The sequence below is a fragment of the Proteus sp. fly-1013 genome (genome assembly GCF_040140245.1).
Lineage (GTDB): Bacteria > Pseudomonadota > Gammaproteobacteria > Enterobacterales > Enterobacteriaceae > Proteus > Proteus mirabilis_B.
This window is the reverse complement of record NZ_JBEEWD010000001.1, coordinates 374,596-400,170: the sequence shown is the minus strand read 5'-3', so window position 1 is coordinate 400,170 and position 25,575 is coordinate 374,596. Positions and strand designations below refer to the sequence as shown.

The following is a 25,575-nucleotide window of genomic DNA, read 5'->3' as shown; positions in this document are numbered from 1 at the left end:
GGGCTTATTAGTTAATAAAAGTCGGAATTAGTCATAATTACTTTCGTAATCTAAACCGTTCTATTTCCAGTGTAGTTTGTTCAAATCGCTCTTTCTCAAGTTCAACCCCAAGAACTCGACGATTTAGTTTTAATGCAGATTTTAGTGTTGCACCCGACCCCATAAAGAAATCAGCAACTAGATCACCTTCGCGACTACTTGAACGAATAATGTGTTCCATCATTTCTGCTGGCTTTTCACAAGGGTGCTTACCTGCGTAATATTGCACAGGTGGATACGTCCACACATCGGTATAAGGAACATCAACGGTGACAGAAAAAGGACGACGTAATAATTGATATTGTTCAGCAAGCTCCTGGTATTCTCGACTAAGAGAAGCCTGAACCTCTATCAAATCAGCATGATCACGATTTAAAGGATTACTACTAAACTTTTCACTTGCTACACGCTGAAACAGCTCCTGCAGTTTTTTGTAATCAGACTCACTAGGTAGTTGCCATTGGCTATAACTAAACCAGTGTGAAGCCATATGCTTACCTGTTGTCTGTTTTATTTCTTTTGCTGTTATTCCTAATGATTCACGTGCAGATTTAAAATACTCAATTAAAGGCTTAAATACGTTTTCTTTAAGCGCCTTGCATTGCTGAAGATAAGCACTACTTTTGCCCTTGTATGGGCTTTGATAATGTTCAGCAAATAAAATTCTTTCAGTGCTTGGAAAGAAACTGCGTAAATCGGCTTTACATGCCCTGCGCCAAGGCCCTGATGGTTTAGCCCATACAATGTGACTTAAAATATTAAATCTTTCACGGACGAGTAATTCAGTATCTGACGCTAGTTTCGAACCGCAAAATATATAAAGACTACCGTTAGGCTTTAATACCCGCCAAAATTCTGCAAGCATTTCATCAAGCCAAGATAAATATGATGTTACGTTTTCCCACTGATTATCCCAACTACAAGACTTCACCTGAAAGTAAGGCGGGTCAGTTGCGATTAAATCAATACAATTATCGGGAAGTGTTTTTATATAGCTGAGTGAGTCATCATTGACTAAACTTACACTGTTTAAATTAACAGTATTTTTCATAGATCAGGAGAACCTTTTTTGATAAGCTCACCATGCTTTGTGCACATAAGCAGTGGGCTTTAGTTTGTCCGTGATCTACCAGAACGGGCAAATGACAGTGAGGATGTTAGTAGCATCCCCGCTGTCGCCCATTTTCACAGTATTAGATATTTTGAAATGTATTTTCTTTGATGTTTTCTTTGATTAGCTCCGCCATCGCCAACTGCGTTAATATCAATTGACAACGTGGCTCAGTTAAATAAGTAAATTGTGCAACTTCGCCAGCTGTAACTTCCATCGTGTGCGGAACAACTTCAAAAACAAGTCTTGCCTCTTCTGTCATATCACTATGTTTTAACATGATATTTTAATACCTTTGGTCAGTTATTGGTCGTGAATACACATGTAACTCTGAACAAAGGAAACAGCAAGCCTTATCTGTTTTAGATACAAAAAAACCCAGCGCTTAGGCTGGGTTAGTTGGTCACTGTATAAAAACGGCAACTTATACTTAAATAGTGGATCATTGGCTCAAAGAAGTCAACACGTTCTTGCTATTATTTTTACTTTTCCACTCTTTTTCACGTTTTTTAAATGCATCTTTTAAATGTGGGTAAATTAAATATTCGGCTGAACTAATGATGTCCTCAATTTCTCTTCTGCATGTAGACATAGAAGGTTTTCTATATTCTACCGTTCTATTGCGTCTAATCATTTGGCGCGGTTTCACGATATGGTGATAATAACGAGCAATAGCGCGATCTGAGCTACCAAAGGCATAACGCAGTAATAAGAGCGTAAACGCTATTCTGTCTATGTGATAAATTTTATCGACCACTTTAGCGATCAACATACCATCGTCGTCATTACACATTTCTCGCTCAGGGTAATCACGCTTTTCTACTGTCGCCATAAATTCAGCAATAATGCTACTTTGCCTTTTTTCTATTCTCCCTGAATATACCCATACTCCAAATTTTGATAACCAAGGCTGGAGCCATGCAACCTGATCATCATCAAGCTTTAACCCATCAGATATACTCTTTATACTCGACATGCTCGTAACTCCATTACTTCTTGCTTAGTCTGTTCTAATAACTCAATTTCAGTACCATGAATTTCTTGCCATGTTTTAGGCGAGGCGTGAAAGCCGGTTTCATAACTTGCTCTATGATGAGGTGGGCATAGTGGTAAAACATCTGTATGACTAGCTCGTTGCGCCATTCCCTGCCCTGTTCTAACATGATGTATTTCCGCTAAACTGGCTCCAAACCCCATATTGCGACAACAAATACAACCCAGTTCCGCTACATCTGATAGCCACTGTCTTTCTTCTTTGGTCTTTGATTTGATCATTGGTCTTGCCTCTATGTGAAACTTAATAATTGAGATACTGCATTTTCTACAGTTTTTTGAGTAGGGAATTGCTTACGAAGGATAAAATTCCAAAGCACATCGAGTGTGGCTTTGTAGAGTTCGCTAAATGCTAGGTCATCCATATTTGCAAAGCTGATTGATTTAGCGACACGACGTAAACTGCCGTCAGGCATTTCAAACGTATCGTAATAACCGGCTTGCTCTACAACCCAATAGCGAAAAGCATCAAATGATTTTGTTGCTGAGATATTTTGTGCACGATTTTGTGCAACTTCTTCTAGATAGATATCGGATGCTGATAACAGCGCGTCAGCATTATCCGTGTAATATGAAAGGAATTTGATGTAGCCACGCACAAGCTCTTTTTCTTCTGGTGAAATGGTACCGCCAACTGGCTCCCAATATTCATAGCCTAAGTTGAGTAATGCGAAGTATTTACGATGGAATCGAGGGTTACGAGCTTTCTTAAAATTCGCTGAAAGCACATCACCACACTTGATTTTTGAATGCAGAAAATCTCTCGTAACAGGGTTAGCTGGTACAAGAGTATCGTTAGACATTTTGATAAAGCTATGCTGTGCCATACTTGACTCTCAGTTGACACAGCAAATGTTTAGGATTGGGTGTTCAGACCAATGAAAGGATTTTATTTTTTTTCATATAAATAAGCAACGAATATTATCGTATTGTTTAAAACATAAAAACAACATAATATATTCAAAAATATAATTACTTAAATTTAAATTATGCGCAATATGATAAAAAACTTATTTCAAAAAAAGAATCAAAATACTAGTTGTGAACTTGAGGATAGTGGTAGAACCAAAATAAGTGACAAAAAATTCTCTGTAAAAACAATAAGTAACAAAACCTATACAAATATCACTTTTGAAAGGTTAGTTGCTAAAGAAATACATTTCAAGAATGTTGATTTTAGTTATTCAACTTTCGATATTGCTTATCTAAGAAAATGTAGTTTTGATGATTGTAAATTTATAGGTTGCCGATTTATAAATTGCAATTTATCTGGTTCTAGTTTTTCTACCTGTGATTTTAAATATAGCGTATTTGAAAAAACAAATGTGGACAATGATATTTTTACCAGAAACTGCCCCAGTGAACTAAATCTGCTATTAGCCTTCGCAAGAACCTTAAGACTCAATTATCAACAACTTGGTGATACAGAATCAGCTAACAAAGCTATTAATATCGAGCTCGAAGCTACTGAACAACATTTAAAAAATTCTTGGAAATCAAAAGATAAATACTATCGAACAAAGTATAATGGCATTGAACGATTAAAAATGTTTTTTAAATGGTTTAACTTTAAGTTATTAGATTTCATCTGGGGAAATGGTGAATCTATTATAAAATTAATTCGAACAGTATCATTATTTGTTTTTCTCGTAGGTTTTTATCACTCATCTATCTATATTACATCCAATTCATGTATTTACTCTTATTTTGAAGCCATTCAAACAATTCCTAAACTATTATTTGGCATAACCGGTAGAATAGAATACTCAGATAGCTACTTAACATTTCTTTCTGTTTTTAGATTTATTATGTTTGGGTTATTCATGTCAATACTCATAAAAAGATTAGGTAGAAGATAATATGTTTATTTATATTTTTGGTTCAGTTTGTAGAGGTGAAATAGATTGTCATTCTGATATAGATCTTTTACTTATTACGGATAAATCGTCTGATGAATTAGATAGTAAAAAATACTCAATCTACTCTCCCGATAGAATAAAGCAGCTTTGGAATATCGGTAATCCATTTGCTTGGCACCTATTTTTAGAATCAAAGTTAGTATATTCATATGATAATAGTAACTTTATTAAAAATCTTGGTTGTCCCAATCAATATAACAATGTCTTAACAGATTGTTTGAAATTTTATGCAATCTTTCATGAAGCTGTAAATACGATAAAACGTACAAATAAATCTGAAATATTTGAGCTATCTAATATATTTCTTGCTATTAGAAATTTTGCAATATGCTACTCTCTATCTTCACAGAGCATCCCTAATTTCTCTCGAGATTCAGCATTAAAATTAACGAAAAATAAATTAACAATAGAACTAGAGTCGTATAGAGTTCTGGAAAGATCTAGAATATTATGTACTAGAGGTGAAGGATGTATACCCAATAAAAACGAAATAGAACTTGCCATATCTAGCATAGAATCTATTGATATATGGATGAAAAAAATTCTAAACCTTTTAGAGGATAGTAATAATGTACGAATTTAAAAATAGAATTAATATGCAAAGAGATATAATCTTATCTATAAACTCTTTCTTTACTAATAAAGAACCACTATTGGGTCTAACTAATGAAGCAATCAAAAGATGGTTTTTAAAAAATGATATAAATGAAAATGAAAAAATAATTAAGCTATTATTATCAATTTCTGATGAACTAGGTTTTTTAGCAAATAAAAGCCAAGAACAAATATCTGAAAAATATATGAATTTATCAATATCAATAAATGATAAAAAAGAAGATTTAAAAAAAGAGCTTCTTAATTTCCAAAAGAAATAAATTACAGCTTGATAATGATTTAATTATACATTATCAAGCTGTTTTTATAAAAAATTATTAATCAAAATTTTTGCAAATCCTGTATTATACTTTTTTTTATATATCTTTTATTTTCTATCTTCTTAAACTCCAACCTATCAATTTCCTCTTTACTAATATTTTTAATATAAGAATTCACCAACTGAGCATAAGCGGTACCAGTATTTCCATCACGGTTCAATCTAAGAAGAATTTCCATTAGCGATTTATCAGCATTATCGTTGTAAACAGCATCACGATATAAACCAATCCATACATCACAATCTTGCTCAATTTGCCCTGTATCACGGCTATCAGCGGGTGTTGGTCGTTTATCTGCTCTATCTTCCAATTTACGGTTAAGTTGGGTTAATAACAGGACAACGCAATCCATTTCTTTTGCTAGATTTTTTAACCCCGTAGTAATATCACCATATGCAATATCACGACGTTCAGCCTGCCCAGCTTTGATAAGAGTCAGATAGTCAATCGCTATTAAGCCTATTTGCCCTTTAGCTCGTTTAACCTTGCGACATTCAGCAATGATATGGTTAAGGTCAATACCAGGAGTGCTATCGATATACATATTCGATTCTGCAATCTCTTTTGCTCTAGCTAATGCCCTAGCCATTTCCATATCATCATGTGTACCTGTATAAAAAATATCTGCAGATACATCGCCTTCTTGAGAGATCATTCGCTCAATGATCCCACGGTCTGTCATTTCAAGGCTAAAAAGCAAAGTAGGTAACTTGTGGTTTAATGCAAAGTGAGTTGCAACACGATTATAGAATGCGGTTTTACCCATTTTGGGTCTTGCACCAACAACAATTAATGATCCTCTCAATGCCTGCTTAGGAGCCATTAACTCATCCAGAGACTCTATACCCAAAGTAAAACCCACCGCATTTTTAGGATCACTAAAGCGCCTATCAACATCATCAAGCCAATCACCAACAACATCTAGAGCAGGTCTTAATCCTTTACTCTTTCCTGTTTTAGCATGTTCGATAATGCTTGATACAACCTGCTGAACATTTGATAGTTTATTGTTGATATCAAGACCATCATTCGCCATTAGCATCTCTACACAAGTATTCAGATTATTGATAGCGTAACGCTGTATTGCATTGTCTCGTACAATCCGAGCGTAATTCACAATGTTAGCAACTGAAGGTAATCTACAAAGCTCCGCTATGTAGGCAAATCCCCCAACTTTTTCTAAATCACCGCTACGTGTTAAAGAGTCACTAACTGTAATGATATCTGTTGGATAATCAGATTTTATTAACTTCACTATCTCTGTAAAAATTCGACTGTGAGATCTTGAATAAAATGATCCTGATTTAACGAGTGATATTACATGCTGACGCTTATCTTCGTCAGTGCTGATCATCAAGCCACCTAGTACAGCCTGCTCTGCTTCAAGATTGTATGGAGATGTGAAATAATCATTTGTCATTAGCACGCTCCTCTTTGACAGCAACATAACAACGTTCCGTAATTAAATAATCTAAATTTTTACGTCGCCATGTACCCCCTCGCCCATTATCTCGATCCTCCATCATCCATCGACAATTACTGGCAATATACGATAAATAATTCTCCCAGCGCTCTTGATTGAATTTAAATTTTATCCAGAAATTTCTTAGCTTCCGTTTACGCTCATCAGTCATCACTTTGATAGCAGGCATATCAGACAAAATATCGTGATATGAATTAATAATATTTTCATAATTCAATTTAATTTTTGATGACGATTTTTTGTCGTCAGGTTCTCCTGACGTACCATCAGTAATATCTGTAGTAATATATGTAGTAATCTCTGTAGGATCGAACTGCGGATTTGTTTCATCGCCACCGTCAGTTTTGTCTTGTCGCGGTCGTTCGTTTTGTTGTTCCGCGAAATCACTATTGTGACTTTCCCCAGTTGCGCTTTGCGCATTTGGTGCATTTTCAATAGGTTGTGACATGACATAATCTAATTTTTCGCAGTCAATTAGATAATAAATTTTATGCTCTAAGCGTTTATTAGTCTCAACCAGAATACCTCTGCTAACTAAATGCTTTCTAGCCGTCAGTTGTTCTCGGTAGCTTAAACCCGTCTCAGATTCAATTTCTTCTGATGTTTTATAAACACCTAATTTAGAATCGGCTTTATCTTGCCAATAAAATATTTGGCTAAAAAATATTACTGCATTTACACTGCCAAAACGTTTTACTAGCCCAGGGAAATAAGCAACTGGACGTCCAAAGTCTAATAACAAATCAGATGCTCTCACGTTACACCCCCAGTGCTTTAGCTATATTACGGCAAGCATTTTGGTACTGCTCAGGGGTTAAATTTTTTGACAGTAATTTTTGTTTTTCTCGCTCATACTGCTCCCAAATTAACAACGCAATAACACGCCTACTCTCAAAAATATCTTCAATTTCTGAAATATGGGCAGGTTTATCATTCAGCATAAACCCATTACGGTATGTGATTTTTTCAGTTGATCTAATCATTGGTCTTGCCTCTTGAATTAATGCACGCTGGTCGGGCGTGATATCTCATTTAATGCACGTACTACATTGTTTATTTGGTGTGACATGTCACGACCTTCTAATAAGATTTCAGTCATAGCATCAGCAAAACGCTGAATGGCCACGGTTGCTAAATAGTTTTTTGTATCTCCACGTACTCGAGCTAACCTTGAAGCCGGTAGTGCCATTTCTATCGCTGGCATTAACTCAGCAATCTTTCTTTGAGATGCACGGGAATCACCTCTTAACCAGCGGAATATCTGTTGCCGGTTATTGTTGATTGCTTTCCAATCTGCCTTACCCGTTTGATCCTCAATGGCATATAATCGACCATTTTCTTGATTAATCACTAATCGTAAGTAAGCTCGACTAATCTCGATGGCAACATGTTCTTGCCCTTGTTCTACCGCCCAATCTTCAATTTCAGCTCTGATAATGTTGATATCAAAATTCATTTTTGCGTCTCCTGTCGCTAGAAAAATTGATTATGCATAATCAGTTTTTTAATTTGATACCTGTAATACTGATGATGATTTAGGGAGCCCATCAAACTGATTAGGATAAATTTCTGGCGCAACCTCATGAGGTGTCACTTGCCAATTTAAGCATTCACACAGGCTTAAAACCTTTGGAGCAGGAACGCCATTTTTGAACCATAAATGCACTGTTTGAGGCTTCGTATTTAATCGACGAGCAATCTCTGATTGGCTCGCTAAATTAATAATTTTGTTTTTTATACAAGGTGTCATTGTTTTCTCCTTTTTGGATTACAAGTTAATCTTACAATCAAACACGCAATAATATCAAGTTTTTCTTGAAGTGATCCCTACAAGGAAAGCTTGTAATATAATTTTATGAAAAAGAATCCGAATGAAGTATCAGCTACACGTATTAGCCAAATACTAACCGAGCGAAACTGGTCTCAATCAGAATTAGCTCGTAGGCTCGGTGTTAGCCCTCAATCAGTGCAATTTTGGGTGAGCGGTAAAACAGCACCCAGGGGTAATAATTTAACAGCATTGTCTAGTATCTCAGGATATCCAGAACATTGGTTTTTTATGAGTGATGTTTCAACTGAAGTAATGAATAAGCCAGTTGTCCGTAAGAGTGATTCTTATCTTGTTGAACTACTTGATATAGAAGCAAGCGCAGGCCCTGGCATTATTAATAAAAGTGAATTTATTGAAACAATTAGAGCTATTGAATATACATCTGATGAAGCACTCCGTTTATTTGGCAACAGACCTAGTGCTAATATAAAAATGATCACTGTGGTTGGTGATAGTATGCAAAATACTATTGAACCAGGAGACCAAGTTTTCATAGATGTTCACATAGATTATTTTGATGGTGATGGCATTTACGTTTTCATTTTTGGTCAAACATTGCACATTAAAAGACTTCAAATGATAAAGAATAAATTAACCGTTATCTCTGATAATCCCAATTACCGAGATTGGGATATTGGTAAAGAAGATGAAGACCAATTCTTCATTTTTGGTAAAGTCCTCCTCAGTCAATCTAGAACATACAAGCGTTACGCTTAAAATCCTTTCATAAAATTCAAATTAAATTACAGGAGCTTAATAGCTCTTGTAATTTTTCACACACATAATTACAAGAATTATTTGTAAAATATACTTACAATATTCAATTTTAACTTGTAGATTTACTAACAACAAAAACAACACAGCAAGTGTTTAGGTAAGTGTTCAGACCTTCTTATTCAGCACTAGGGAATATTTCAGACCAAAGCTATAAGGCAAGACCTGACGGCTCGGAAAGACGAGCAATAAGTTACAGACGTAAAAAAACCCACCGAAGTGGGTTCCTTTACCTCGGGTCGCCGACCAAAGCTAACCGAGAATTCTACTAGCGCGACCAAACGCTAGAAGAGGCAAGACCAATGATAAATCACTGATCACCGTTATTTTAAAGGAGTTGCTATGAAAGCACAACCTGAAAGCCTAACCGTCACACTCTATATTCACGCTCAAAAACAGTTCGATGGTTCTTATCAATATAACGCCTACGCATTTAAAGCCGATCCCAATGCGGGGCTAGGTTTCGTTATTGCAGAACACACTGTTGATGTTCCTTTTAAAGAGCCAACTCAAACTGATCTCGTTCACGCTGAAATTGATTTTCTACGCAATGAGCAAGAAAAAATTCTTGCTGATGCCCAAGTGAAATCAAGCTTGTTAGAAGATCAAATCCAAATGCTTCTCTGCTTGGAAGGCAAACCTATTTCAAAAACTGACGAAGAAATCCCTTATTAAGAGGCAAGACCAATGAAAACTTTTATCTGTGTATTTGAGCCTACGACCGAGGCTCGTACAAATAACGGTGCTGTTCCGCTAGCCATAGCGTTAAGCACTGCTAATGCAAAACTGGCAACAGCGACTGCAGTAGTGAAATTGTCTGAAGCATATCCAGAAGCTATGGATAACTTTAATACTGATGAGCCATTAATTAGTGAACATCTTGACGGTTCTGCATGCCCTACTTTAGATGCTTTCGATGAAAAATTTGCTGTTGAAAATGAGTATGATGGTACTCAATGGAAACCTATCGAATATAGAGAGTTTAAAAAGCTAGCCATAAGACCCCGCATTGCCAGCCTGCTGTTGTTTGGAAAGACTCAAATAACTAACAATGAATTCTCAATTGCTCTGAAATACCTTGCAGGCAAAGAAGATCCCAAAATTCGTAATATCGCCACAGGCCTTGCTGAAATAACAAAATTATCTTTGATGGATGCTGAGCAAACGATGGAAATAGCACAGGCTATCTATGAGTTTGCTAATGAAGATGTCACCATTGAAGAAGCTAAGTCATTAGGTGAAAGTTGGCTAACAGAAGAACCAGAACAACCACAAGAAGAAATATCTTCTATCAAGCGTAACTATTCAACCATAGATACTGAAATCGCTTTAGCACTCTTAGATGATTTTGATTCTGATAATGTTCTGCCCTCTCAAGTAAAGAAAGCCAAAGAACTGATAGATGACGATAATAAAGCATGGAAGCGCTGGTCAATGGGTTTACGTGCAACTGATGGCATATTGGATATACCTCGTGAAAAGATTTTTGCGTTGATAACTGAAAGTAAAAAACAGCCTGAGCTATTAGATAACCACAATGCGAGAAAAGAATTTATTGATCTTCATTTAGGTATTAATAAGCCTACTGGCAACTCTGAAAAAGAAGAAAGTATCACCTCTAACCAATTGGATAATACCCCTTCGGTATCTAGCAAAAGTACCGTTGAAAAGGAAACTAAGCCTAAACGTTCACGCAAAAAGCAAGAAATAGAACCTAAGACAGAAAGAGCTCAAGTGGTTGAGCAAACTAAAGAACCTAAAGAGCCTGAAATACCATCAGTACAACACGATAATTTTGAGCAACGCGCGAGTGTGCTTGAGGAAGTTCTTAATTTAGGTGATGCAAATAATCTTAATATTTGGAAGCGTGTGCAACGTACTGACCCTCGCTTTACTAAACCATTAGAAGGCGTGGGATTTATAGGCACCAGTATAAACAGCACCTACATGTTTATGCGCGCAACTGAAATATTCGGCCCTATTGGTGAAGGCTGGGGTTATGAAGTCCTTGAAGAAAAATTCATTGATGGAAAGCCTCTTGTAGAACCTGTTCTTGATGAGCGTAATAAACAAGTTGCAACCCGTTTTTTGCGGGATGGTGACGGCTCGTTATTCTGCGAACAAAACCACTCAATTAAGATCCGTTTTTGGTACATCATCGAATGTGAAACCCGCGGTGAGTTTGAAAGTTATGGAGCGACTCCTTACCGTTATCAGACTAACTATGGCATTAAAGTTGATGGCGAAGTTATTAAAAAATCGCTGACTGATGCAATCAAAAAGGCACTGTCAATGCTTGGCTTTAGCTCTGATGTCTTTATGGGTATGCATGATAACCCTGAATACTTAGCAAGTAATAAACTTGAATTTGAAATTAAAAACGCGAGTGAAAAAGCTGAAGATATCACGCGTATTCGCAAAGAATTAGACGAGAAATTTACTAAACATACGGAAGTGATGCGTAGTGCTGTTACTGAGAATGAATTGCGAGGTATTGCATCCACATTAACGCGCGAAATTTCTGCACATATCAAATCAGCACAAGAACGTCGTGACAACGATTACGAGAAATATTTATCCGGCCGTTTACGTCGATTAAACCAAATCGAAAAAGAGTGTTTAGACCAACTGAAACAGAAAGAAGAGGCAATCTAATGACCAAAACTACGGCTATCGCACTGGCGACCAATTACGAAAAATTACAACAACTCGTTGAAACAGGAGAATTCTCTCCTGAAGATATCGCAGATACGCTGGAAGGTATCGAGGGCGAGTTAGGTGACAAATTAGATGCGATTATGCACCACGTTCGTAATATCGAAGGTCAAGCTAGAACACTTGATGAGGAATCTAAACGTTTATCTGATCGTAAAAAATCATTCGAAAACCAAGCTAAAAACCTAAAGAAATATGCTCTTAACTGCTTATTAGCTTCAGGATTAGATAAATTAAAAACAACAAAAAACACATTCACTGCTAGAGCTGGTGTTGTTCGAGTCATTATCGACAATGAAGCTTTGTTGCCAGATGAGTTGGTTGATGTTCAAACCATCACCGCGCCTGATAAAAAAGGTATCAAAGAAGCGATTGAAAACGGAATTGAAATACCTGGTGCTCACTTAGAAGTTGGTGACCGATCATTAATGGTTCGTTAATTCATAATAGCGCCCTTTAGTGGGCGCATTATCAGGAGATAAACGTTATGGCCATGAAGTTAGAAGTTGTTATTACCCATGATGAAGCAACCAATAAATGCAGTATCGAATGGTCTACGGCATCAACAAAAAATGTCACAGAGCAAGAACAGCAAGCTCTTTCATCGATGCAAAAAGCGTTATTGCTACAACTGGGGCACCCTATAAATACAGCTATTATTCATTAAGTGACATGTCACAAAAAGGCAAGACCAATGCTTAGACACTCTCAACAAAAAGACCAAGCCGTAAAGATCACATTACCTGATGGTACACATGGCTTTGTTTCAACAGATAGACGTTGCCATGTTTCATACGATTTTCCAGCACACGTCAAAATTGAACTTCAGCCTACTCCCGCTGAGCAACAAAGGAGTGAACAATAATGTTTGGTTTATTTCTTTTGATATGCAGCTCAGTGAATTGTCAGTTCGAGCCCTACGGTTATATTTATCCCAATGAACAAAATTGTTTAATTGATAAGGAATTACTCGCGACCAAAGGGAAAATTGCAGAGTGCTATCCAGTAGAAGGAATTATTCGGGGAAAAAGTTGATTAAGCATAATCAGTTTTTACTTTTCGTTGTTATTAGCATGGTGGTTTATTCAAGACCAATGGGTAACCACCATGAAATTATTAACACCTTGGAAACCAGGGAACCAATTATTAACAAGTTTTGATATTAAATTAGGTCGGTTAGCGTTCAGTGTAAGAAATAGACCATGCACTGACGCAGAAGTCAAACACTCCTGTGATACAGCAGACCGACTTATTTTATTGATGATGAGGCAAGACCAAAATGAGCGGAAAACTGATGAAAGCTAGTGCGTGGGCTAAACGAGAATTTGAAATGGGTTCTATTCCAGATAATAGAACCATAAAAAAATGGGTAGAAACTGGCTTATTAAAAGGCAAAATTGTTGATTGTTCTGTTTGGGTGCATTCATCCGAACGTTGGGGCATCGAGTCTGTTATTTCTTCATGTGTCGATGAGTTAATAAGGGCTTCTTGATATGGCCAGTAGACCTAGAAGAAAGGAATTTAGGCATTTACCTGACTTTCTGTATTACGATTCATCAAAAAAACAGTACCGCTTAACGCTAACTAACGGTATTCGCAAATGTATTGGTGCTGATAAAGCAAAAGCTATCGCAATAGCCAGAGAATACAATAATATTATGCGACCAGAAAAATCCGTTTCTGTAAATTCATTAATTATTGATTCAGGAGGGCAATATGGTGAAGCCCTTCCCTTCTCTGAGCATTTAGATAAATTGTTTTCTCGGATCATCAATAATGAACAACCATCTAAAAGCACGTTGAATGACTGGACTAATGACCTAGAAAGAGTGAAATCCTTTTTTAAGGATATTCCATCAAATGAAATATCTTTGGAACACGTTAATGGATTTATTAATGAATACCATGCTGAAGCTTCCGCCAATGTACAAAATCGAAAAGTAGGTTTTTTAAAGAAGATTTTCAGTTATGCGGTAGATGAATCTCTTATGTTCGATAACCCAGCAGAACGTAAGAAAATGAAAAGAGTCGATGGTAAAAAACGGAGAAGATTATCTTATGATGACTTTCTTAAAATTCGAGCATCCGCAGAGCCTTGGTTAAGAACAGCAATGGATCTCGCATTACAGACAACACAGGCTAGGCTTGAAGTCTCACGAGTAAAATACAATATCAAAGCCCCTAAAGAAGGAATATGCGGATGTGTTTGGTATGAAGAGCCTAAAAATGGAATATATGGAATGATCTATATCCATAGGCAAAAAGTACAATACAAAGAAGCTTCTCACGTTGCTATTCCCATCGGAAAGGCATTAAAAGAAATCATTGATAATAGCCGTGACAATGTGGCAAGCCCCTATATTGTGCATAGGCTACCTACTCGAATTCCAAATAAGGTAAGTAAAGAAGTTAATCATCCAACACAAGTTGCACCTGATTATCTTAGCCGAGCATTTTCAACGTTACGTGATCGAGTGGGCGTTGCCAGTCATTTGTCTTTAGATGAAAGGCCTACCTTTCATGAAATAAGAGCATTGGCGGCCTTTATGTTTAAACAACGTGGTTTTGATCCACAAGCTCGAATGGCTCACAGTGATGCAGAGTCGACAAAAATTTATACTGAAAATCATGTACAATGGGTTGAAGTGCCACATTGTGAATTACTTTAAGCATACTGTATGAATAACAGGAATGTAAATTTTATCTTTAGCTGTAATATTACATAAATTTGATATTATGGAGAAAGATAGTGACGGCACCTGTAATTAGTTTTATAAATATGAAAGGTGGTGTTGGTAAAACGACGCTATGTATTGGTATTGCTGAGTATTTATCAAACTACCTAGGTAAAAAAATTTTACTAGTTGATATTGACCCTCAATTTAATGCTACTCAATCTATTATGGGTAAATATAATAGGGTTGAGGAATATATAAATACATTACAACCAAACAACAAGACAATTAGAAAAATTTTAGAAACAAAAAATTCAATATCTACAACTAAAGAAATAATAAATATTGACGATGTTATAACAGAAATAACTAATAATTTAGATATAATCCTTGGTAACATGGATATTATTTTTGATACTGATCAGGTTTCAATCAGAGTAAAAAAACTTAATAAATTTATTATTGATAATGATTTAAAAAGTAAATACGATTACATATTAATTGATAGCCCTCCTACTATTTCAATTTTTACTGATGCTGCATTGATAGCTTCTGACTATTATGTTGCCCCAATAAAAATCGATTACTACTCTATTCTTGGTGCATCCAACCTAATCAATGTCATTGATTATCTGAAAGAAAATCATAACCCATCTATACAACATTTAGGTTTTGTGTATAGTAATACAGAAAATAGACTTACAGATAAAACCAAAAAAATAAAAAGAGATTTTGAACAAAATCCTAAATTTACAGATAAATATTTTTTTAATAGTAAATTATCATATCTGAGAGATTTAATGGTTGGCGGTGGTGGTAACATAGCATCTGCTTATACAAAATCAAGGCAAGATATACACAATATTTGTCAAGAACTTATGAATAGAGTTTCAGCGCTCGAGGAGGCACGAAATGGAGAATGATTTAAAATATGAAATAAAAATAATTCATCAGCTGAGATTTAATGCTACGGCAAAGGAGTCATTTATAGGTTATATAGTTCTGCTGATGTTATCAAAAAAATTATTTAGTTTTAATACTGATGTTTCTGACCTCGTTTTTAACTCTCTTGGAGTGAAGTTTTTACCTTATGCAGTTAGATCTAGAACATTAATGGTAGCCAAAGTTTGCAAATTTTGTTCAGAGTTAAATGCTCAAGAAATAAACCATATTTCAATAAAGGTGTATGATTACCTTATGTCAGAAGTACTACCTAAAAAAACCAATATAGGTAGCGATATTGTTGTAAACGTAAAAAATGAAAACTATAAAATAAAACAAAAGAAGAATAATGCCTTAGAAAATATGAACCTTTGGATAAAAAATAAAAACAAATAATGAATATATATACAATATCAGATCCATATAAATTCAAAGTTGAATTACAGGCTCTTAACAGCTTTATCGAGGCATATCCTCTTGAACATCATGAGAGAAACCTCATAACAAATTGTTTTAAAAATATTATTTTTTACAACCATATCTCCGGTGAAGATGTTTTTTATCAATATTTACAAGGTATTATTTATGACTCACTTAACTCAATAATATCAATCATTACAAATAAAGAAAGATATTTGCAATTAAACCTAAGATCAATCGTAGAAAATATAGCAAGAATTACGCTTAAGAATAATATTGATAATACTGAATATAGTGATTTCATAAAAACAGAGGATTTCTCAGTTCTTAAAAGAAATAATGATATGAGAACTTGGAATTATCTTCACCAAATTTACTCACGAGCATGCTTATACATCCACTCATCCCCAGAGGCAAAACTAAACATAACACACACATTTGAGCAGTTAATGAACAATGATACTTGTACAAACAGAACCAAACAAATTGAGACTCTTCAAAGAACATTACATCATATAACGAAAGTACTATTAGTTAATTTTCATACTGAAATATCAGATATATTCATCAGGACAAAAAAGGAATTAAAATTCTTAATCAGCCCATCATTATTTACTATGTATAATGAGCTATAACAAATTAGTGGTAAAATAAGATGTAAGTACTTGATTCGTATAGTGCAAATAATGATAAAAAAGCACTGTTTGTTTACACAGCCAAAGTGAATAAATGTAATTATAATCAATATGTTATAACGATTACAGTCGTTATCATGGGGTGTCGGGGGTCGTAGGTTCAAATCCTATCATGCCGACCAAAATTCTTTAGAAAAACCAACCACTTATGGTTGGTTTTTTTATGCCTGAAATTTGCTACTGGTAAAACTTTGGTAAAACTCTGGTAAAACTCCCATCAGATTTACCCGAGTTACAGCTCAATTCTCGCCCTGTTTCTATACTATAATTTTTGCTTAAGTTATTAACTAATTATGTAAAAAAGATCTTGTAGGCTAACTAAAAAAGATAAATTAAACGATAGATATGATTACTTAAGAAAGAAACAAGAAATGCTTGATGCATGATATGAGAAGCCTTCCTTGATTAAAGAAGAGTAAAATCTTTTTATTATGTTAATCAGCCTCGTAAGTTCCATAAAATGGAATGGCTGTATATTCTTCTCGTTGGATGAATCAGATACTCTTTCATATTAAACAAATGAGTTAGTTAACAAAAACTGCTCCACAGTCGCGGAGCTCTGATAAAATTAAGTATGGTAAGGAATAAATCGCCCACTATTTAAAAATAGAGATCCAATTATATTCAAAAATCAGCGCTTACACTGTTTATAAAAGAGTCTTTCCCATATTGTGGTCGATAGTAAATAATTAATTTGTTTTCAAACACGACACAACTTTTATGGTTATCTATTTTAATGAGATGGAATTCCTTATGAGCGTACCACAAACAAAAGCTGAGTTACTTTTAGCTATTGATAAAAATTTTAATAAATTAATTAGTTATTTAAATGCAATCCCGGCAGAAATGACATCTGAACACTCAATGGATGGGCACGCCAAAGGAACAGAGATGAGTGTTCATAATCTTGTTTCTTATTTGCTCGGGTGGAATGCGCTTGTTGTAAAATGGATCACTTCTGATGCCAAAGGTCTACCTGTCGATTTTCCAGATACGGGTTATAAATGGAACCAACTTGGTCTTCTTGCTCAAAAATTTTACTCGGATTACAGAGAGCTAAATTATGACTCGCTAATAGCTGAACTTCAGACTGTAAAAAATGAAATTGTGAAACTTATTAATGAACGAACGGATGATATTTTGTATGGCAAACCATGGTACACAAAATGGACAATGGGTCGGATGATATCATTTAACACATCTTCGCCTTATGCTAACGCTAATGGAAGATTAAGAAAGTGGGCTAAAAATAATAATATCAATTTAAAGTAAGTATCAGCCTCAAAGTACACTCAGTATTTGAAAACAGAGTAGTGTCGATATCCGATAGAGCCGAGTGCATTGTACAATCACTCGGTTATCAAACTCTAATGTCTAATTGATATCTTGTTGTTTTTATAATGGATAGGAATATGAACGACAAACAAGAAAACAAAAAGTTGTTAACATTTATATCTCCTTTATTATCTTTGGTAGCCTCGCTCTATCTCAGCATATCTACATTTGGTTATGATAATATTATCTGGTTAGCGACTTCTTCCGCTATTTTTTTTATCAGCATTGTCGTATTGGTATCTTCTTTAGAAATTTCTATAAGAGTTATTTGTTTTAAACAACTGTCATTTTTATATACTGATAAGTTTGTTATTTTAATCTTTACTTTAATGAGTTTTATAGCAACCGCTATCGTGCTGATAATGATATCCCACGAAAATGAAATACCTGCTAATTTTTTTAACAGCCTGGAGTTTGTTGCTTTACTTATCGCTTATTTCAGTTTTCTCTTAATATCTATTTTCGTTTCTTACGTATATTGCATGGTTAAGAGTGATAAAAAATTCTTTTTATTTTTTCTATTTATTTCATTAATAATGATGATCTTTAAAGAGAGTGATGCTAATTTTTTAATATTTTATTTACTTATTTCCTTCATTATATTTCTTGGAGGAATAACTATTATTACGATAAGAAAAGCTTTTTCTAATTATGATTAAGTTGTGGTTATTCAACAACCTATCATTCGATTAAAGTTATGTTTTTCATGTTATATAAAAATACGCTAACATTATCTTGAAAAGGTATTAATCCTATATCATAAATATATAAATTATCAGAAACTGTTAGAGGATTGAACATTAAACGAATAAATATCATTTAAATGGAGCATATGGTGAAAATAGCGAAAATTTTCTTTATCATTGCTATGGTTAGTTTACTGCTTATGCTTGTTACTTTTTACCTAAATCCTATTTTTATATCTGAAATAGATTGGATACCTGGAGTACATGTTCTTATCTTTTTCGCCTTATTTATTTTTTCACTACTAATAAGTATATTAGCTATCACAATAGCTCTTATAAAGAACAAATCTAAAAATAAATTAAAATAATTATTTTAAATTTGAAGATCCCTTACATTAACAAAAGCTAACCTCGCTAATGCGAGGTTTTGAATTTATAAACTCTATCTATTCAAGCATATTTTTAAATACATCGAGCATTATTGGTAATTCAGTATATCCTTCTCTATCAAGAAAGTGCCCTGCATTATCTTCAATGATAATTTCAGTTTGTAGGCTATTAGCCAAATCTTTAGAAGCTTGGGGATCTACAACCCAGTCATTAGATGAAATTATCGATACTCTTTTATCTGATACCTTAATCAACTTGTTATAATCTAATTGCTCATAAATATGAGAGTTTAATTCGGGCAAGGTATCCTGCTTACGGTCAAAACCAGAAACTAAAATATATCCACCGATTCTTACATTCTCAGAGGCTTGCTCAGAAAGAAAACGTAAAAGCGTGATACAACCAAGGCTATGCCCAATAAGAATGGTATCTTTATCGAGCTTGATATTTTCATCAGTAAGCTGCTGTTGCCACCTTTTAGGTTCTGGTGAATTAGATTCGGGCATAGCTGGAACAGCAACATCACATCCTAAAGCTTCAAGCTTTTCTTTTAACCATGGAAACCAGTTATCTTCCGGAGATGCCGTATATCCATGAATAATAAAAACTCTTTTACCTTTCACCAATCACCTCTAAATGCAAATAGGTTATCAATATAAAAATTATAATGAACACAAGTATCAAAAAAATCTGCTAAAGCGAGGTTTGTTTAAATTCAGTGTACTTATATCCCCGCCCATATTGGGCGAGAGTTTACGGCGTTTTTCGTTAAATGGACAGTTCATTTAGGTGAGATAACTGTTAATGGTGAAAAAATAGTGATCACACCATTAGAATAATGTGGGAGGCTATCATCCATCAAATCTAGCTGAACTACATGAGTTTGATTTATTTGTTGCTAAATCAGCGAATGAAGCTAAAGGGAGAGCTATTGCAACACTTTTAGTAAATAGTCAGCAACAACATAAAGACAATCTGAAAGATGTTGATGATTGCGTTTTATTGAGCAAAATCGGTGATTTTTACATTCATCTAATACCAAATAATTCAGGTGAACATTTCAAACCGTTATGGCAAGGTTATCAACCTATTAGTATTGAAAAAATTTAATAATAAATTTTGCTGCGCTGTTATTTTTCAGCGCGGTAAATTGTATTAGTTACGCAATCATCAATTTATTTCTAAATATATATCAGTTTAAACCACATTGATATTTTTGTTTAAAATGACTTTATCGTATTTGCTTGTTATTTTTATTACTTAAAATTCATTAATTTTTTAAAATAAAAACCTTTCTTAGTTTTTGGGAATTTATTCCCATAATATATTTTGCGCTCGTAATCTCGACCAGCATAGTGATTATCACCATAAAATTGACCATATAATGCAGTTTTAGGGCACACTTCATCAGAAAAAAATCTATGATTATTATCCACTTCAATTTTCCTTATTTAAATTAAAATTTTAACCTCTTTCAATTAATTACAAATATTTAAATTTATAATTTTAAGTAATTATTTAACACCATACCATTCTTATAAAATAGATCCAGCATTAAGCGCTTTTATTATTTATAACGAATTAAAAGCATAATTAGACAAAATAAAAATCGAGTGTATGCTATATATACCAAACACTCGATTTATTCAAAATATCTTACTTATTATCAATATTCTTATTAGCTATTCCAAAAGGAATATGTACCGAAGGTAATTCAGATGATGATTTTAAATGCAGCTTTTGATCATCAAAGAATATATGCGGTTTTAAAATTCTCAGAACATTGGCTTTCTCCACTCCCCCCATAAAAAAAGCTTCATTGACAGAAATTCCCCATGCTCTCATCGTGTTAATAACACGTTTATGAGATGGTGCATTGCGCGCAGTAACAATAGCGATCTTAAGTAATGGGATATAAGTAGGATCTTGTTTTACTTTCTCTAATTCCAATTTTTGAATGTCAGAGATACGCAGTAGGAATTTTTTTAATGGTCCAGGGTTATGAGGTACATCAACCATTTTGGCTTCATGATTATGAAATTGAGATAACTCGCCTGAAGTTTTATAAATGACTTCAGCTTCATCATCAGCAATCACACCATCAAAGTCAAAAGCAATTCTTAATTCATCAGCATCATCATCATTAACATGACCGGCTAATATCTGCCCTGCTGGGTAATTTGCATTAATCGCTTGTAAAACATCATCGTGATCAGCAGATAAAAATAACTCAATATCAAATGCTGGAATATAAATATGAGGCGATTTTCCTTGAAGAAATACAGCTCGGGTGATCCCCAAGTTATAATGTTCAATAGAATTCATCACTCTTAATCCAGTGTCGGGATCATTTCTGGATAACAAAATAACTTCAACTAGTGGATCGTCAGGTCTAATGTTATTTAATTTCAAAAGGCGGCTAATAAAAGGAAATGCAACACCTTTATCCAAAGGCATATCCTGCATTTTATGTTGATATTTTCGATAAGCTTCCTCCCCTTCTGTACGAAAAATATTATCGGATTCTTGCAGATCAAATAATGCACTAGAAGAAAGCCCTATGACTAATCTCTTCGTCAAATCATATGCCATCGCAAAATTCCCTATTAGTTCCTTTTATTCTTCATAATATCACTCTATCAAGAGACTGAAGATAAGAAAACTTGTACACAAAAATGCAGACAAAATAATGCTGTTTACTTACTTATGAGCATTTATCATCAAATTATACATCACCACACATGGTATTGATTATCATTTGCATTTAAAGGGTATCCTTATTATTGTTATAGCTATCATCAATAAGGAGAAAAATCATGGTTAAGAAAACGATACGTTTACGCTCTAAATACTTTAAAGATTTAGTCAACAAAATGAAAAAAATGAATGCTGTTAAAAATACAATAAGCCCTCAATCAGAAAATAGTGATCTCATTGTTATTAATAATAAAATTCCCACTTTGGTTTCTGTAAAGTAAGAGAACCTATTGGCTTTTAGTGTGAATAAATAATGACCGCAATCTTCATAGGGTTGACATATCAAATGATAATGATTATCTTTTAACTTGTGAATAGTTGAGTATTTTACTTGGTTTTTCACAACGACATTGCTCACATTGCTTCTAGTATTTATTGACCAACTCTCCTAGCGTTGGTCTTTTTTTTATCTGCATAAAACCATACACCACTTAACACTAAATGAAGGATAAGCTTTCATACAAAATACTATTATCTTATTGAAGCTAAAATAGTTTATAGTGAAATTTAAGTAAGATAATAATATTGTATTTGGTTTCACTATCTAAAAAGGATTATGAAATAACCACTTTATAATTAAACCATATCATCAATAGGGACTTTAAATTATGGGTTTTATTTCCACGATCATTGGAAAAAATGAAGAGCTAACACCAGAGCAGCAATGGGAACAACTTAATAAAAAATATGCAGATAATCGTATTGAACGTATCCGTGAGAAATTAGCACTCGTTGCTAATATTGATCATGAATATAAAGAATTTGGTGCTGATAATCATAAATATCAGCTAAATTCTCCGCTATCAAAAGAGAAAGTTAATCAGTTACAAGCAAAAATAGGATGTGAATTTCCTGAAGATTATATCGCCTTTGTGACTGAAATTGGTAATGGCGGTACAGGCTCTTATGGTGGCGCTGGTCCTTACTATGGTCTATATGCTTTTGATGATGCAATCGATAGAAATAGCATACAAAATTGTGCCCTGCCTTGCTTACTTAGCCCTAAAATGGATATCGATGAATGGAAAGCATTATGTCATGTACCCGAAGACTGTAGTGATGAAGACTTTGATACTATTTGCGATAGAGTTCATCAAGGTACACTTTATTTAGGTACTTGTGGTTGCGAATACGATCTTTTATTAGTCGTTAATGGTGATTATAAAGGCCATATTTTATATACCTCCGATTGGGTTAATTCAGATACTCCTTACACATTTTCCTATGAAACTTCATTTACACAATGGTATGAACGTTGGTTAGATGAAGTAATTTTAGGCTATGACACAAGCTGGTTTGGTCATCGTATGGGCGGTAATGAAGAAACGTTACTTCAATTTGTCCAAAATAATGAAGATATCACGAAAAAAATTAGTGCGATCAATTCACTAACTAAACTACCTGAATTATCCAACAACAGTTTGGATTTTTTAAAGCAACAACTACAAACTGAAGATATTGAGTTATATAAAGTTTCATTAAATGTTTTAGCCACCTATTTTAAAGAACAAGCACTGCCTTATATTCAGCAAGCTTTAGTTGCTCCATTTGATGAAAAAACAGATGTGGTTATTCCTATTATTTACTTTAAATATAAAGATCAATGTGCTCTTTTCAAAGAGAGTCTCCTCCCAATACTTAAAGTAACTAATAACGAAGATACATTGCGTTTTATCGGTTATTCTTTCACCGAATTAAACGCTGTTTTAGTTGAGGATTTCCAACCATTCTTTACTCACCAAAATGTAGAAATAATAAGAAGTGCAATTTATGCTGCTTCTCATGATGTTAATCTGAAAGATAAAATATCAGCGTTTTATGAACTCGCAATCTCTGAGAATGAAGAGATCAGCTTAGGTGCAATTCAGGCATTATCGAGATCAAATTACATTGACAGTGCATTGTTACCTTATCTACAGCAAGCTTGGAAAATGTACCCTAAAGAAAAGAATCCTTATATACGCAATAACATTTCTTCTTATATTGCAAAGGTATACCAGAACAATGAAATTGATGTTACTCAATGGTAACTAGTCGATAAATATACATTTCCCTTTGTTTAGTTGTTCCAAATAGACAATAACTACATTTTATTATTGTCTATTTTTAATTCTATTCTCATTAAAATAAACATCTTGTTACTCTAACAAATGAAGCTATTTATCAAGATTTTCAACTAAATGTATGCAAACTTTATAGTTAAACCAAGATAATTTTTGTTTACATCATTTTGCCTCACTGTTAGATGAAATTTAAAAGCAAATAAAATCAATTAGTTAAATAACAACAAACTTACACAGCCATTTATCTTTGTAGAAAATCATTTTAATTCTGCACTTATTCTTATTATTTCTTTTTAAAGTTTGTTACAGATTGATATCTTTTTTTCCCTTACTATTGGTTTCAGTATTTCATCACTGATAGATATTTAATTTTCCCCCGCCTTGTGCGGGGATTTTTTTATCTGAATTCTCTTCTTAAGATGCTCAATCACTAAATCCCCACTATTTTCAAACTAAACGTGCTTTTATATTCTTTTCCCATAGCGCAAACATATTAGGGCTGTTATATCTTTTGCAATGTATGGGAGGGTATATGGCAATAAAACTCAGATTAGTTACAAAGCAAGATATACAACACCTTCAAAAGTCAGCTTGAGCTTGCTTATATGAAAAGTATTTACGATCACTATGTTGATTTTACTTCTGGAAAATTATCTAGAGACGGTGAGATATTTGATAACTTTGAGAAAATAACAGGGAAATCTGCAACGACACTAAAACAATTTATTCTCAATAATAAAAAGCATTTCAATTAGTCATATAAACTTAGGTCAGCTCAACTACTATGACCTTTTTATTATTCTGCGCCCCCAGTTTCTATATCGAATGCTTGCAAATTATCTTTAATATTCCTATTTGCAGGCATCTATTATTTTTAAGATTTTATACACCAGTATAAAGCATTTTATCTGTAATTGAGTTTCCTTCAATAATAGGCTCTATCTTATCCAGTTAAAACTCATCTAATTAAGATTATTTTTTATTCTTAATAACCGTTTCTTTGTAATACTTTGACAAATTTTTTTGAACTCTGAAATTACTCATTTTATAAATTTTCTATTTTAACGACAAAATGTATCACTAGAAAATTAAGCAATTTAACTAATATCAAAAAAAGTTAACTTATTAACAAAAATAATCAAAAACAATATTATTGATTATTTTTCAGTTAGTTATGTAAATTTAAATCAATTCACGCTAATAATAAAGCACTGAAAAAATCATAAAATCATTCATAAATCTTTATCTAGCTGTCATTAACCATCAAGATTTTTTACAGATTGATATATTTTTTTCCTCTAATATTCCTTCCATCAACCCAGCACGAAAAGATAATTTTTCATCGTGCACAAAGAAATTAGTCAAATAAATAATATTGAGGAATATAGAATGAAAAAGAATTTTGTTATTGGAACTTGTCTAGCACTCTTATTATCTGCTCCAGTTATGGCAAATAACAATAAAACTATCGGCTCAGGAACAATTACTTTTACAGGCTCTATTGTAGAAGGAAATTGTATGACTCATTCAGTAGGAAATACTTTCAAAGCAAATTGCTGGAATGGTACTGAAATGGAAGAAACTCTACATAAAATCGAACCTAATAAAGTATTTAACGCTCAATTGAGTGAAAATAAAGGTTCAATGAGCATCAATTGGATCAAAGAAAATGTAGGTATAATGGATATCGTATATAACTAATATAGAAACTTTAAAACCCTATATTTTTAATAAACATTAATCTCTATTAAA

The 25,575-nt window shown here is 33.7% G+C and carries 32 protein-coding genes and 1 pseudogene; 20 read left to right on the top strand and 13 right to left on the bottom strand.

Going from position 1 to position 25,575, the window contains the following annotated elements; translation table 11 throughout:
• Positions 1-37: 37 nt before the first annotated feature.
• The 5 genes from ABN236_RS01840 to ABN236_RS01820 all read right to left on the bottom strand — a co-directional run bounded on the left by ABN236_RS01840 (position 38) and on the right by ABN236_RS01820 (position 3,030).
• On the bottom strand, positions 38-1,090 hold the full coding sequence (locus ABN236_RS01840; protein WP_349473246.1) for a DNA-methyltransferase: 1,053 nt from the start codon (positions 1,088-1,090) through the stop codon (positions 38-40).
• 142 nt (positions 1,091-1,232) lie between these two features.
• Positions 1,233-1,430 (bottom strand): TrmB family transcriptional regulator, encoded by a 198-nt coding sequence (locus ABN236_RS01835; RefSeq protein WP_349473245.1) that lies wholly within the window; start codon positions 1,428-1,430, stop codon positions 1,233-1,235.
• Positions 1,431-1,592: 162 nt separating this feature from the next.
• Positions 1,593-2,126 carry an antiterminator Q family protein gene (locus ABN236_RS01830; RefSeq protein WP_349473244.1) on the bottom strand — a complete coding sequence of 178 codons (534 nt, stop codon included), beginning with the start codon at positions 2,124-2,126 and terminating at the stop codon, positions 1,593-1,595.
• Positions 2,114-2,425 carry a Ref family recombination enhancement nuclease gene (locus ABN236_RS01825; protein WP_349473243.1) on the bottom strand — a complete coding sequence of 104 codons (312 nt, stop codon included), beginning with the start codon at positions 2,423-2,425 and terminating at the stop codon, positions 2,114-2,116. Before ABN236_RS01825 ends, ABN236_RS01830 begins: the two co-directional genes overlap by 13 nt.
• Before the next feature lie 11 nt (positions 2,426-2,436).
• A complete protein-coding gene (locus ABN236_RS01820; protein ID WP_247850948.1) occupies positions 2,437-3,030 on the bottom strand; it encodes a DUF1367 family protein in 594 nt (197 codons plus the stop codon).
• Positions 3,031-3,201: 171 nt separating this feature from the next.
• Between ABN236_RS01820 and ABN236_RS01815 the strand changes: the two genes are divergently transcribed.
• The 3 genes from ABN236_RS01815 to ABN236_RS01805 are packed head-to-tail and all read left to right on the top strand — an operon-like array spanning position 3,202 to position 4,997.
• Positions 3,202-4,062, top strand: coding sequence for a pentapeptide repeat-containing protein (locus tag ABN236_RS01815; RefSeq protein WP_349473242.1), 861 nt, complete (start codon positions 3,202-3,204; stop codon positions 4,060-4,062).
• 1 nt (position 4,063) lies between these two features.
• The gene (locus ABN236_RS01810) at positions 4,064-4,705 is read left to right on the top strand and encodes a nucleotidyltransferase domain-containing protein (RefSeq protein ID WP_311747056.1); all 642 of its coding nucleotides are present in this window, start codon (positions 4,064-4,066) and stop codon (positions 4,703-4,705) included.
• Positions 4,692-4,997, top strand: a complete 306-nt coding sequence (locus ABN236_RS01805; protein ID WP_311747055.1) for a hypothetical protein — start codon at positions 4,692-4,694, stop codon at positions 4,995-4,997. Before ABN236_RS01810 ends, ABN236_RS01805 begins: the two co-directional genes overlap by 14 nt.
• A 61-nt stretch (positions 4,998-5,058) precedes the next feature.
• On the opposite strand, the gene ABN236_RS01800 is transcribed toward ABN236_RS01805, so the two are convergent.
• Genes ABN236_RS01800 through ABN236_RS01780 form a run of 5 tightly spaced genes read right to left on the bottom strand, consistent with a single transcriptional unit; the run spans position 5,059 to position 8,290 of the window.
• Positions 5,059-6,477: a replicative DNA helicase gene (locus ABN236_RS01800; RefSeq protein ID WP_349473241.1), complete on the bottom strand. Its 1,419-nt coding sequence runs from the start codon at positions 6,475-6,477 to the stop codon at positions 5,059-5,061.
• Entirely contained in the window at positions 6,467-7,297 is an 831-nt protein-coding gene (locus tag ABN236_RS01795) for a replication protein (protein ID WP_337226082.1), read from the bottom strand. The genes ABN236_RS01800 and ABN236_RS01795 overlap by 11 nt, the downstream gene beginning before the upstream one ends.
• Before the next feature lies 1 nt (position 7,298).
• Positions 7,299-7,523 carry a hypothetical protein gene (locus tag ABN236_RS01790; RefSeq protein ID WP_349473240.1) on the bottom strand — a complete coding sequence of 75 codons (225 nt, stop codon included), beginning with the start codon at positions 7,521-7,523 and terminating at the stop codon, positions 7,299-7,301.
• A gap of 17 nt (positions 7,524-7,540) precedes the next feature.
• Complete coding sequence (locus ABN236_RS01785) at positions 7,541-7,996, bottom strand: toxin YdaT family protein (protein ID WP_103004847.1); 456 nt, start codon at positions 7,994-7,996, stop codon at positions 7,541-7,543.
• A 48-nt stretch (positions 7,997-8,044) separates the two neighbouring features.
• Positions 8,045-8,290 carry a transcriptional regulator gene (locus ABN236_RS01780; protein ID WP_196729259.1) on the bottom strand — a complete coding sequence of 82 codons (246 nt, stop codon included), beginning with the start codon at positions 8,288-8,290 and terminating at the stop codon, positions 8,045-8,047.
• 105 nt (positions 8,291-8,395) lie between these two features.
• On the opposite strand from ABN236_RS01780, the gene ABN236_RS01775 reads away from it, so the two are divergent.
• The 13 genes from ABN236_RS01775 to ABN236_RS01715 all read left to right on the top strand — a co-directional run bounded on the left by ABN236_RS01775 (position 8,396) and on the right by ABN236_RS01715 (position 18,586).
• Entirely contained in the window at positions 8,396-9,088 is a 693-nt protein-coding gene (locus ABN236_RS01775; RefSeq protein ID WP_109372818.1) for a S24 family peptidase, read from the top strand.
• 399 nt (positions 9,089-9,487) lie between these two features.
• A complete protein-coding gene (locus ABN236_RS01770) occupies positions 9,488-9,820 on the top strand; it encodes a hypothetical protein (protein ID WP_094941250.1) in 333 nt (110 codons plus the stop codon).
• 12 nt (positions 9,821-9,832) lie between these two features.
• Positions 9,833-11,800 carry a phage-associated endonuclease gene (locus tag ABN236_RS01765; protein ID WP_349473239.1) on the top strand — a complete coding sequence of 656 codons (1,968 nt, stop codon included), beginning with the start codon at positions 9,833-9,835 and terminating at the stop codon, positions 11,798-11,800.
• The gene (locus ABN236_RS01760; RefSeq protein WP_109420223.1) at positions 11,800-12,300 is read left to right on the top strand and encodes a siphovirus Gp157 family protein; all 501 of its coding nucleotides are present in this window, start codon (positions 11,800-11,802) and stop codon (positions 12,298-12,300) included. Before ABN236_RS01765 ends, ABN236_RS01760 begins: the two co-directional genes overlap by 1 nt.
• Positions 12,301-12,347: 47 nt before the next feature.
• Positions 12,348-12,527: a hypothetical protein gene (locus ABN236_RS01755; protein WP_004250516.1), complete on the top strand. Its 180-nt coding sequence runs from the start codon at positions 12,348-12,350 to the stop codon at positions 12,525-12,527.
• Between the two features lie 27 nt (positions 12,528-12,554).
• Positions 12,555-12,725: a hypothetical protein gene (locus ABN236_RS01750; protein ID WP_020945461.1), complete on the top strand. Its 171-nt coding sequence runs from the start codon at positions 12,555-12,557 to the stop codon at positions 12,723-12,725.
• Positions 12,726-13,139: 414 nt separating this feature from the next.
• On the top strand, positions 13,140-13,352 hold the full coding sequence (locus ABN236_RS01745) for a hypothetical protein (protein ID WP_349473238.1): 213 nt from the start codon (positions 13,140-13,142) through the stop codon (positions 13,350-13,352).
• A 1-nt stretch (position 13,353) separates the two neighbouring features.
• Positions 13,354-14,529: a tyrosine-type recombinase/integrase gene (locus tag ABN236_RS01740; RefSeq protein WP_349473237.1), complete on the top strand. Its 1,176-nt coding sequence runs from the start codon at positions 13,354-13,356 to the stop codon at positions 14,527-14,529.
• An 80-nt stretch (positions 14,530-14,609) separates the two neighbouring features.
• On the top strand, positions 14,610-15,458 hold the full coding sequence (locus ABN236_RS01735) for a ParA family protein (RefSeq protein ID WP_349473236.1): 849 nt from the start codon (positions 14,610-14,612) through the stop codon (positions 15,456-15,458).
• Complete coding sequence (locus ABN236_RS01730) at positions 15,448-15,873, top strand: hypothetical protein (RefSeq protein WP_164526102.1); 426 nt, start codon at positions 15,448-15,450, stop codon at positions 15,871-15,873. The genes ABN236_RS01735 and ABN236_RS01730 overlap by 11 nt, the downstream gene beginning before the upstream one ends.
• Positions 15,873-16,532: a hypothetical protein gene (locus tag ABN236_RS01725; RefSeq protein WP_164526101.1), complete on the top strand. Its 660-nt coding sequence runs from the start codon at positions 15,873-15,875 to the stop codon at positions 16,530-16,532. Before ABN236_RS01730 ends, ABN236_RS01725 begins: the two co-directional genes overlap by 1 nt.
• 813 nt (positions 16,533-17,345) lie before the next feature.
• Positions 17,346-17,864, top strand: a complete 519-nt coding sequence (locus ABN236_RS01720) for a ClbS/DfsB family four-helix bundle protein (protein WP_349473235.1) — start codon at positions 17,346-17,348, stop codon at positions 17,862-17,864.
• Positions 17,865-18,004: 140 nt separating this feature from the next.
• Positions 18,005-18,586, top strand: coding sequence for a hypothetical protein (locus ABN236_RS01715; protein WP_349473234.1), 582 nt, complete (start codon positions 18,005-18,007; stop codon positions 18,584-18,586).
• A gap of 473 nt (positions 18,587-19,059) precedes the next feature.
• On the opposite strand, the gene ABN236_RS01710 is transcribed toward ABN236_RS01715, so the two are convergent.
• The gene (locus ABN236_RS01710; protein ID WP_349473233.1) at positions 19,060-19,626 is read right to left on the bottom strand and encodes an RBBP9/YdeN family alpha/beta hydrolase; all 567 of its coding nucleotides are present in this window, start codon (positions 19,624-19,626) and stop codon (positions 19,060-19,062) included.
• Between the two features lie 214 nt (positions 19,627-19,840).
• On the opposite strand from ABN236_RS01710, the pseudogene ABN236_RS01705 reads away from it, so the two are divergent.
• A pseudogene (locus ABN236_RS01705) lies at positions 19,841-20,113 on the top strand (DUF1543 domain-containing protein); the annotation flags it as partial.
• A 146-nt stretch (positions 20,114-20,259) separates the two neighbouring features.
• Here ABN236_RS01705 and ABN236_RS01700 read toward each other — a convergent pair.
• The gene (locus tag ABN236_RS01700; protein WP_088493237.1) at positions 20,260-20,439 is read right to left on the bottom strand and encodes a hypothetical protein; all 180 of its coding nucleotides are present in this window, start codon (positions 20,437-20,439) and stop codon (positions 20,260-20,262) included.
• Positions 20,440-20,659: 220 nt separating this feature from the next.
• On the bottom strand, positions 20,660-21,595 hold the full coding sequence (locus tag ABN236_RS01695; RefSeq protein ID WP_349473232.1) for a 5'-nucleotidase: 936 nt from the start codon (positions 21,593-21,595) through the stop codon (positions 20,660-20,662).
• A 224-nt stretch (positions 21,596-21,819) separates the two neighbouring features.
• On the opposite strand from ABN236_RS01695, the gene ABN236_RS01690 reads away from it, so the two are divergent.
• The 3 genes from ABN236_RS01690 (at position 21,820) to ABN236_RS01680 (ending at position 25,524) form a co-directional block, all read left to right on the top strand.
• Positions 21,820-21,981, top strand: coding sequence for a hypothetical protein (locus ABN236_RS01690; RefSeq protein WP_194952204.1), 162 nt, complete (start codon positions 21,820-21,822; stop codon positions 21,979-21,981).
• Between the two features lie 387 nt (positions 21,982-22,368).
• Positions 22,369-23,790, top strand: a complete 1,422-nt coding sequence (locus ABN236_RS01685) for an SMI1/KNR4 family protein (protein WP_349473231.1) — start codon at positions 22,369-22,371, stop codon at positions 23,788-23,790.
• 1,422 nt (positions 23,791-25,212) lie between these two features.
• Positions 25,213-25,524: a YmdA family protein gene (locus ABN236_RS01680; protein WP_088493240.1), complete on the top strand. Its 312-nt coding sequence runs from the start codon at positions 25,213-25,215 to the stop codon at positions 25,522-25,524.
• Positions 25,525-25,575: the final 51 nt, after the last annotated feature.